Origin of the sequence: Paraburkholderia sp., from assembly GCF_035501035.1 — a bacterium.
Taxonomy (GTDB): Bacteria; Pseudomonadota; Gammaproteobacteria; order Burkholderiales; family Burkholderiaceae; genus Paraburkholderia.
Window position 1 is genome coordinate 1 of record NZ_DATJWR010000165.1, and the last position, 7,101, is coordinate 7,101.

Genomic DNA, 7,101 nt, shown 5'->3' on the forward strand with positions numbered 1-7,101 from the left:
AATCTTTTTCGCTTCGTCAACCTCTTTTTTGCGTCACCGCTGAAAAGCTGCTGATCAAGGCCCCCGCCGGTTTCCGCGGCGGCCTTCGCGTGTCGGACATCACTGACATCGAACTGCGAAGGGGGCGAATCTTAGCGCTCCCTTCGCGAACCTGCAAGCCCTTCTTCATCGAGTAAATAAAGAGAGGCATACAGCGCCTACTCGCACGGCGCGACACGAACGCTCACGTCTTCGATCCGTCCTTAGCCGGCCGCTTGAACATCGCCTTGCACGGAGGCGAGAGCTCATCATAGTGCTGCTTCATGCACGCCGTGATCTTCTCCTTGTTCGGGATCTCACTCGCACAGAAGTGAAACGCATCGCCACGGCATGCGTGCTCCTGCTCGTCGTGCGACGCTCCGTGGCCTGCCAGTGCGGACGTCAGGCCCGCCAACAGTGCACCCGCTTTCATCATGTTATTGAGCGTTTTCGTCATGGCGTCCTCTCCTCGTGGTGAGTGCTCTCGCGCCAATCTGCAAAGGCCGTTCCCGGCACGCCGCTTGCAGCAGCTTACTCACTTCCCACGATGAGGCGCTGCTCTCACGCAGCGGATACGGCATGAACCCATCCCTTACCCGGATCATCGCGCTGTGCTCGGCTATCGCCATGCAAGGTATCCCGCTTTGCACCCACGCGGACGATAGCGCAAGCCCCTGCGCGGCACTCAAGCGCATTGTCGCGGCCGCGCCGCAGCATTTCGCTTCGCTGAGTCCCGACGACGGACGCGCCGTCGCCCAGCCCTATGGCGACGACGCGCAATGCACGGCGACTGGCGCAAACTATCAGTGCATGTGGAGCGTGCGCGACGCCGGTTCGGGTACGAACGCGCTGGAAGGAGTAGGCGCCGACATCGCCGCCTGCCTGCCCAATGCGACGCACGATGTGAACTCGCCGGGCCGCCAGCATTTCTATCTGGGAACACGCGGCAACCGCACAGAGATCGCGGCGCAGGTCGACGGCCCGGCGCGGGTGAAACTCAGCGTCTCGCACGAATAGGCTGACCTTTAACCAGGCGCCTTTGGGCTACACGCACCCACCCGGTAACGTCAATCGCCACAGGTCAGCGCCCCGTTACGTCGCAGCCTGCGCCGTGCCTCCGGACGGTCAATACGGTCTGGGCGATCACCGCCTCGATCAGGCGCGCGCCACTCGCGAGGTTCTAATCAATACTCAGGACTCAGCCTGCCGCCCTGGTCGATCACGCCGAGCAGCACCCCGCCGGCGGAGGGCCATGCGCCGTCCCCAGGCCGCCCGCGAGCGACACGCCGCCAACCACGGCAACAGCGATCGACTGCAATTCATAGCGGTGCCCATCCCGCCCAATCCCGAATCGAGCTGAGACACAAGCAGCGCCCCCCGCCGGTGCACCGGACAACCCCGCAGGCGAACATCCTCGCACCCGGCGCGTCGACGCAGGCGGCATCGCGCTCGCCCCCGGCGAAACGCTCAAAACCGGGTTCGCCAGGCTGCCGAAAAGACCGTGACACAGCGCACAGCGCGCTCACATGCCGGATGCGTTGCGCACGCCCGCCAATGGCGCGCCATAGCCGCCCGCCTCGGCATTATTCGGCTGCCCGTTTGCGAGTTGCCCCCGTGGATCCGTCGGGCCAACCGGCAGTTCGCCAGCCTGGCGATTGCCATGGGTCGGATATTCGCTGCCGGCCGGGGCGTTCGGCATCAGCGCAAGACCGTTCTGCGGCGCGTGAAGGTCATCAAGAGGCGCCAGTTGCGCAAGCGCGCCCCCGGGCGCGCCGACCAGCATCGCACAGGCCACGAGGGAGGCCAGTGGCGTGTATGCAAGAAAAGGCTTCATCTCGAACTCCTTGCGGCGCATGCTCGCCGTGTTCCCTTGAGGCTAGCAGACGGACGGCGCGCGCGCCAAACTACGGGTTCCAGTACACACTGCGTTGCGGTTACTATTCCACGTTGAAAGCCAAACGAGAGAAAGCGGGCCGACACAACGACAACTTTGTATGGGATCGCGCAAAAGCATCAGGCGTGATTCACTGCCATGCATGAGATCGGCGTGCGCGCTAAAGCGCCAAGCCCGACCGACACAGGAGACAAAATCATGGATCGCCCACGCGCCATCAACATCCAGACCTTCCTCAACGAACATCCGTTTTCGCCGTTTCAGTGGTTCATCTTCGCGATGTGCTTCATCATCGTCCTGCTAGACGGCTTCGACACGGCCGCGATCGGCTTCATCGCCCCCTCGCTGCTCGGCGAATGGGGCATTTCCAAACCCGCGCTCGCGCCCGTGCTGAGCGCAGCGCTCTTCGGCCTCGCCTGCGGCGCGCTCATCTCCGGACCGCTCTCCGACCGCCTCGGGCGCCGCTCGATGCTGCTCGGCTCGGTGCTGCTGTTTGGCACGGCATGCCTCGTTTCGGCGTTCTCAACCAGCATCGAAGAGCTCACGTGGCTGCGCTTCGTCACCGGCGTGGGCCTCGGCGCAGCCATGCCCAACGCGGTCACGATGATGGGCGAGTTCTGTCCCGACAAGCGCCGCGCCACCGTGATCAACCTGATGTTCTGCGGCTTCCCGCTCGGCGCGGCCTTCGGCGGTTTTCTCGCCGCGTGGATGATTCCGCATTTCGGCTGGCGCAGCGTGCTCATGCTCGGCGGTGTGACGCCGCTCGTGCTTGCCGTGCCGCTATTCCTGCGTATGCCTGAATCGGTGCGCTACATGATTGCGAACCATCGTCCCACCGAACGCATTCGCGCCGCGCTCGCCCGCATTTCGCCCGACGCCGCGCACGCACAGGTGTTCACGATGACCGAGAACGCCCCGCAGACGCAGAGCAAGGGCCTGGGCGTCGTGCTCTCGTCGACCTACCTCATCGGCTCGGTGATGCTGTGGATCGCGTACTTCATGGGGCTCGTGATCTTCTACGCGTCGATCAACTGGATGCCGCTTCTGCTCAAGGACGCCGGCCTCGCGCCCGAGCGCGCCACGCTGATCTCCGCTCTCTTTCCGCTCGGCGGCGTGGGCGCGGTGCTCTGCGGCGTGCTGATGGACCGCTTCAACGCGAACCGGATCATCGCCGCATGCTACGCCCTGACCGCGCTTTCAGTGTGGTACATCGGCCAGGCGGTGGGCAACGTGGGCCTGCTCGTGCTCGTGGTGTTCGTGGCCGGCGTGCTGATGAACACGGCGCAATCGTCGATGCCTGCGCTCGCCGCCGCGTTCTATCCGACTCAAGGGCGCGGCACCGGCGTTGCCTGGATGCTCGGTATCGGTCGCTTCGGCGGCATTGCAGGTTCGTTCCTCGTTGCCGAGCTGACGCGCCGGCACTTCACGTTCGCGGGCATCTTCGCGACGGTCGCCGTTGCCGGTCTCGTCGCCGGTGCGGCGCTGCTCGTCAAGCAGGCCGCGCGTCCGCAGGCGAGCGGCGCAGCGGGTGCGAAGACCGAGTCGTTCGGGCACTGAGGCGCGCTGGATGGAAAGACGTCGCACGAGGGCGCATGGCGGCCCATTCCGCTGAGGAATCAGCCGCCGAGTGCGCCGAGATTGAGCGTGTGCGAATGGCCGATCCACACGGCGGCGTCGCGATGGTCACGCAGTGCATCCGACGTGTTCGGATGCACGAACACATCGAGCGAACCGTGATTGAGCGTGAGCCATTCGACGACCGCGACGAAACGCTCGCGTGGAATGGCGAGTTGATACGACCACATCGGATGCGGCCCGACCGGACGTTCATGGAAACGCCCGATCTGCACGAGCTCGCCGAAGCGGGCTTCGATCGCTTCGCGCAGGGTCCAGGCGGCGTCGCGCGTCGCCGCGTCGAAGTAGATGTGTGCGTGCCAGCTCGTGATATCGGCGGGGTCGAGGTAGTTCATGGCGGAAACAGGACGTGGCGAAGGTACGAGCCGTCATTGTCCATCGAATCGCACCCGGCGCGCAGGCACGCGCGCAACAACGCGCTTCAGTGCGCGCCGCTCGCGCCATTTGAATACGTGTCGCCTACCATCAGACGTACGACTTCATCGCCGTCGGTTTAGGCCAGGCGCCGCTCTCCCGCCACTTCGCCGCGCCGCAGCACGACGATGCGCTCGGCCGCAGCGAAAATGTCGTGCAGGTTGTGCGAGATGAGGATCACGGCCACGCCCTGCGCCTTGAGCCCGCGGATCAGCTCCATCACCTTGCGCTGCTCGGGCACACCGAGCGCCGCAGTGGGTTCGTCCATGATGAGCACGCGCGCGTTCCAGTAGATCGCGCGGCCAATCGCGATGGCCTGGCGCTGGCCGCCCGAAAGCATTTTCACGGGGCCGCCCAGCTTGCGCGGCGGAATCACGATATCGAGCCGCTCCAGCACTTCGCGCGCGACTTGCGCCATCTGCGGCCGATCGATCACCTTGAGGCCAAAGCGGCTTCGCGTGGGCTCGCGGCCGAGGAAGATGTTGCTGCCCACATCGAGATTGTCCGCAAGCGCGAGATCCTGATAGATGGTCTCGATACCCTGTGCACGCGCGTCCTGCGGGTCGCGCAGTTGCAGCGGATGGCCATCGAACCGGAGTTCGCCCGCATCGGCACGATAGACGCCCGAAAGAATCTTGATGAGCGTCGACTTGCCCGCACCATTGTCGCCCGCGAGCGCGAGCACCTCGCCAGGCATGAGTTGCAGCGAGACGCGCCTGAGCGCCTCCACCCCGCCGAAACGGATCGAGACGTCACGCGCCTCGAGAATCGGCGTGGCGCTCGCGCCGTTCATTGCGCGCCTCCGAGCCGTTCCTTGTACTGGTCGATGAGGACGGAAAGAATGATGACGACGCCGACCACGATGAATTGCCCGAACGCATTGACATCGATGAACACGAGCCCGAATTCGATCACGGCGATGATGAGCGCGCCGATCAGCGTGCCGATGACATTGCCCGTACCGCCGAAGAGACTCGCGCCTCCGATCACGACCGCCGCGATCGAATCGAGCAGCATTGGCTCACCGGCGTTGGCGGCGCCCGCGGCAAACCGCGCCGTGTAGACGATGCCGCCGACTGCCCCGAAAGCCGCCGCGATCAGGTAAATCGCGAACAGATGGCGGCGCACGTTGACACCCGCGCGTATGGCGGATTGCGGATTTCCGCCAATCGAATAGGCGTACTGATCGAATCGCGTTTGCGAGAGCACGAAATGCATGATGGCGAGCAGCACGACCGTGAGAATCACGGGTGTCCAGCCGCTGCCGAGCCATGCGAGCCCGGAGTTGTTGACGGAGAGGGTCATGCCGCTGCCCGCGGCGAGAAAGCCAGCGCCTCGCGCGACACCATACATGCCGCGTGTGCCGATGAAGGCGGGCACGCCGAGCCGTGCAATCAGCACGCCATTGACGAGGCCCGGAATCAGGCACACGAGAAAGGTGAGCGGAATCGCTATCAGCAATACCCACGGCGAATCGCCGCCGGGAATCGTGAACTGCGCGACGCATACCGCCGCGAGGCCCATCACGAAGCCCACCGAAGATCGATGCCAGCGGTGACGATCACGAAGGTCTGGCCGATGGCGAGCAGAAGCGGCGCGCTCGCGGCGAGCCCGATCGACTGCAGGTTGTACGCGTTGAACACGAACGAGCGATGCGCCGATATGCGCGCCCATGCCTCGAAGAAAACAAGCAGCGTGGCGAGAAAGAGCCACGGCCAGACCTTGCTGACGAATGCGATCCGGTCGAGTCGTTTGTCGTTCATGTCAGGGTCGTGAGGGCCTCGGCTGAACGCTTCAGTTCGAGTAGATGTACGGCTTCATCTCCGGTTTGTCGATGTTCGACTTGTCGAGCACGACGAAGCCCGTGCCCTTGTAGGTGGGAATCTTCTTGCCGTGAATCGAGTTCGCGGCGAACTTCACGGCGTCGTAGACCATCTGATCGGGAAGCTGCGCAATGGCGATATCGACGAGGCCGCTCCTGATCTGCTCGTCGATGCCCGGCACGGCATCGAACCTGACCACCTTGACCACGCCTTCCTTGCCCGCATTCTTCACGCCCTGCGCCGCCCCGGCGCCCGAAAACGTGTTGGCGCCGAACACGCCCGCCAGATCGGGATTGCGCGCGAGCACCGCGGCCACGTGCGAGGCGGCGCGGTTGGCGTCGTCCTCGTTGTACTGTGTCTCGAGCACCTTGATGTTGGGGTGCTTCTTCATCTCCTCCGTGAAACCCTGTGCGCGCGCATCCGTACTGGAGATGCCCGGCTTGTTGTTCTCGCAATAGACGGTGCCCTTATCGCCAATCGCCTTGGCGAGCGAGCGCGCCGCCACGCGGCCACCTTCCAGGTTGTCCGAAGCAATATACGAAAGCGGGAAGTCGGCGTCGCCCTTGCCGGTCTGATAGTGGCCATCGCCTATATAGGTGTCGACGGTGATGACCTTGATACCTGCGTCGGCGGCTTCCTTGAGCGGACCGATGAGCTGCTGCTTGTCGACAGGAGAAACGAGCAGCACGTCAGGGTGCATCGCGATGAACGCTTTCAGAATCGGCACCTGCTCGGTGGTGTTCCAGGCCTTCGGCACCTGGAACAGCAACTCGATGTTTTCTTCCTTGGCCGCACGTTCGGCGCCGCGATGCATCGTGAAATAGAAAGGATCCGTAACACCGGGTAGCAACGCGACGATGGGATGCGCCGCATCCGCTTGCGCCGCGCCTGGGAGCATGCAAAGGCCAACGACAGTGATCGTGGAAACAGCCATCAGACAACGGAAAACGATGCGCAACATGTTTGTCGTCCTCGTGGTGAGTCCGACGCACGGCGCCCAATCTTCCCGAGGCGACGACGCCCGGCAGCAGTGGGTCAGGATACTGACGCGCACTTTTGCCGGGCCTGGTGTTTTCCTGCACGCCTTCCGATGTTTATGCTGATCAGATGCAGACGTCCTGGCTTGTGGGACAACTGATCATTTCATTGCAGGAACAACCGATACGCCGGATTGTACGTCTCTTCCCAATGCGGATAACCGAGCGTGGCAAGGAAGCGCCGGAACTCGGTGTCCTCGGCCGCCGGCACCTGGATGCCCACGAGAATCGAGCTGTAGTCAGCGCCCTGGTTGCGGTAGTGGAAGAGGCTAATGTTCCA

Annotated in this window: 9 protein-coding genes and 1 pseudogene; 2 read left to right on the top strand and 8 right to left on the bottom strand. The window is 63.8% G+C overall.

Translation table 11 applies throughout. The features are described from left to right. Window positions 1-223: 223 nt before the first annotated feature. Window positions 224-454 (bottom strand): hypothetical protein, encoded by a 231-nt coding sequence (locus VMJ11_RS11470; protein ID WP_325619541.1) that lies wholly within the window; start codon window positions 452-454, stop codon window positions 224-226. 143 nt (window positions 455-597) lie between these two features. Between VMJ11_RS11470 and VMJ11_RS11475 the strand changes: the two genes are divergently transcribed. Then, window positions 598-1,035: a hypothetical protein gene (locus VMJ11_RS11475; protein WP_414694366.1), complete on the top strand. Its 438-nt coding sequence runs from the start codon at window positions 598-600 to the stop codon at window positions 1,033-1,035. Between the two features lie 505 nt (window positions 1,036-1,540). Here the strand turns inward: VMJ11_RS11475 and VMJ11_RS11480 are convergent. Continuing rightward, window positions 1,541-1,873 (bottom strand): hypothetical protein, encoded by a 333-nt coding sequence (locus VMJ11_RS11480; RefSeq protein WP_414694367.1) that lies wholly within the window; start codon window positions 1,871-1,873, stop codon window positions 1,541-1,543. A 237-nt stretch (window positions 1,874-2,110) separates the two neighbouring features. On the opposite strand from VMJ11_RS11480, the gene VMJ11_RS11485 reads away from it, so the two are divergent. Then, window positions 2,111-3,469, top strand: a complete 1,359-nt coding sequence (locus VMJ11_RS11485; protein WP_325619535.1) for an MFS transporter — start codon at window positions 2,111-2,113, stop codon at window positions 3,467-3,469. A gap of 59 nt (window positions 3,470-3,528) precedes the next feature. Here the strand turns inward: VMJ11_RS11485 and VMJ11_RS11490 are convergent, their stop codons facing one another. The 6 genes and pseudogenes from VMJ11_RS11490 to VMJ11_RS11515 all read right to left on the bottom strand — a co-directional run. Next, window positions 3,529-3,882 carry a DOPA 4,5-dioxygenase family protein gene (locus tag VMJ11_RS11490; RefSeq protein ID WP_325619536.1) on the bottom strand — a complete coding sequence of 118 codons (354 nt, stop codon included), beginning with the start codon at window positions 3,880-3,882 and terminating at the stop codon, window positions 3,529-3,531. Window positions 3,883-4,040: 158 nt separating this feature from the next. Next, complete coding sequence (locus VMJ11_RS11495) at window positions 4,041-4,754, bottom strand: ATP-binding cassette domain-containing protein (protein ID WP_325619537.1); 714 nt, start codon at window positions 4,752-4,754, stop codon at window positions 4,041-4,043. Next, complete coding sequence (locus VMJ11_RS11500) at window positions 4,751-5,497, bottom strand: ABC transporter permease (RefSeq protein WP_325619538.1); 747 nt, start codon at window positions 5,495-5,497, stop codon at window positions 4,751-4,753. Before VMJ11_RS11500 ends, VMJ11_RS11495 begins: the two co-directional genes overlap by 4 nt. After that, the gene (locus tag VMJ11_RS11505; RefSeq protein ID WP_325619539.1) at window positions 5,485-5,724 is read right to left on the bottom strand and encodes a hypothetical protein; all 240 of its coding nucleotides are present in this window, start codon (window positions 5,722-5,724) and stop codon (window positions 5,485-5,487) included. The genes VMJ11_RS11500 and VMJ11_RS11505 overlap by 13 nt, the downstream gene beginning before the upstream one ends. Window positions 5,725-5,755: 31 nt before the next feature. Then, a complete protein-coding gene (locus VMJ11_RS11510; protein WP_325619540.1) occupies window positions 5,756-6,745 on the bottom strand; it encodes an ABC transporter substrate-binding protein in 990 nt (329 codons plus the stop codon). Between the two features lie 182 nt (window positions 6,746-6,927). Next, a pseudogene (locus VMJ11_RS11515) lies at window positions 6,928-7,101 on the bottom strand (threonine ammonia-lyase, biosynthetic); the annotation flags it as partial.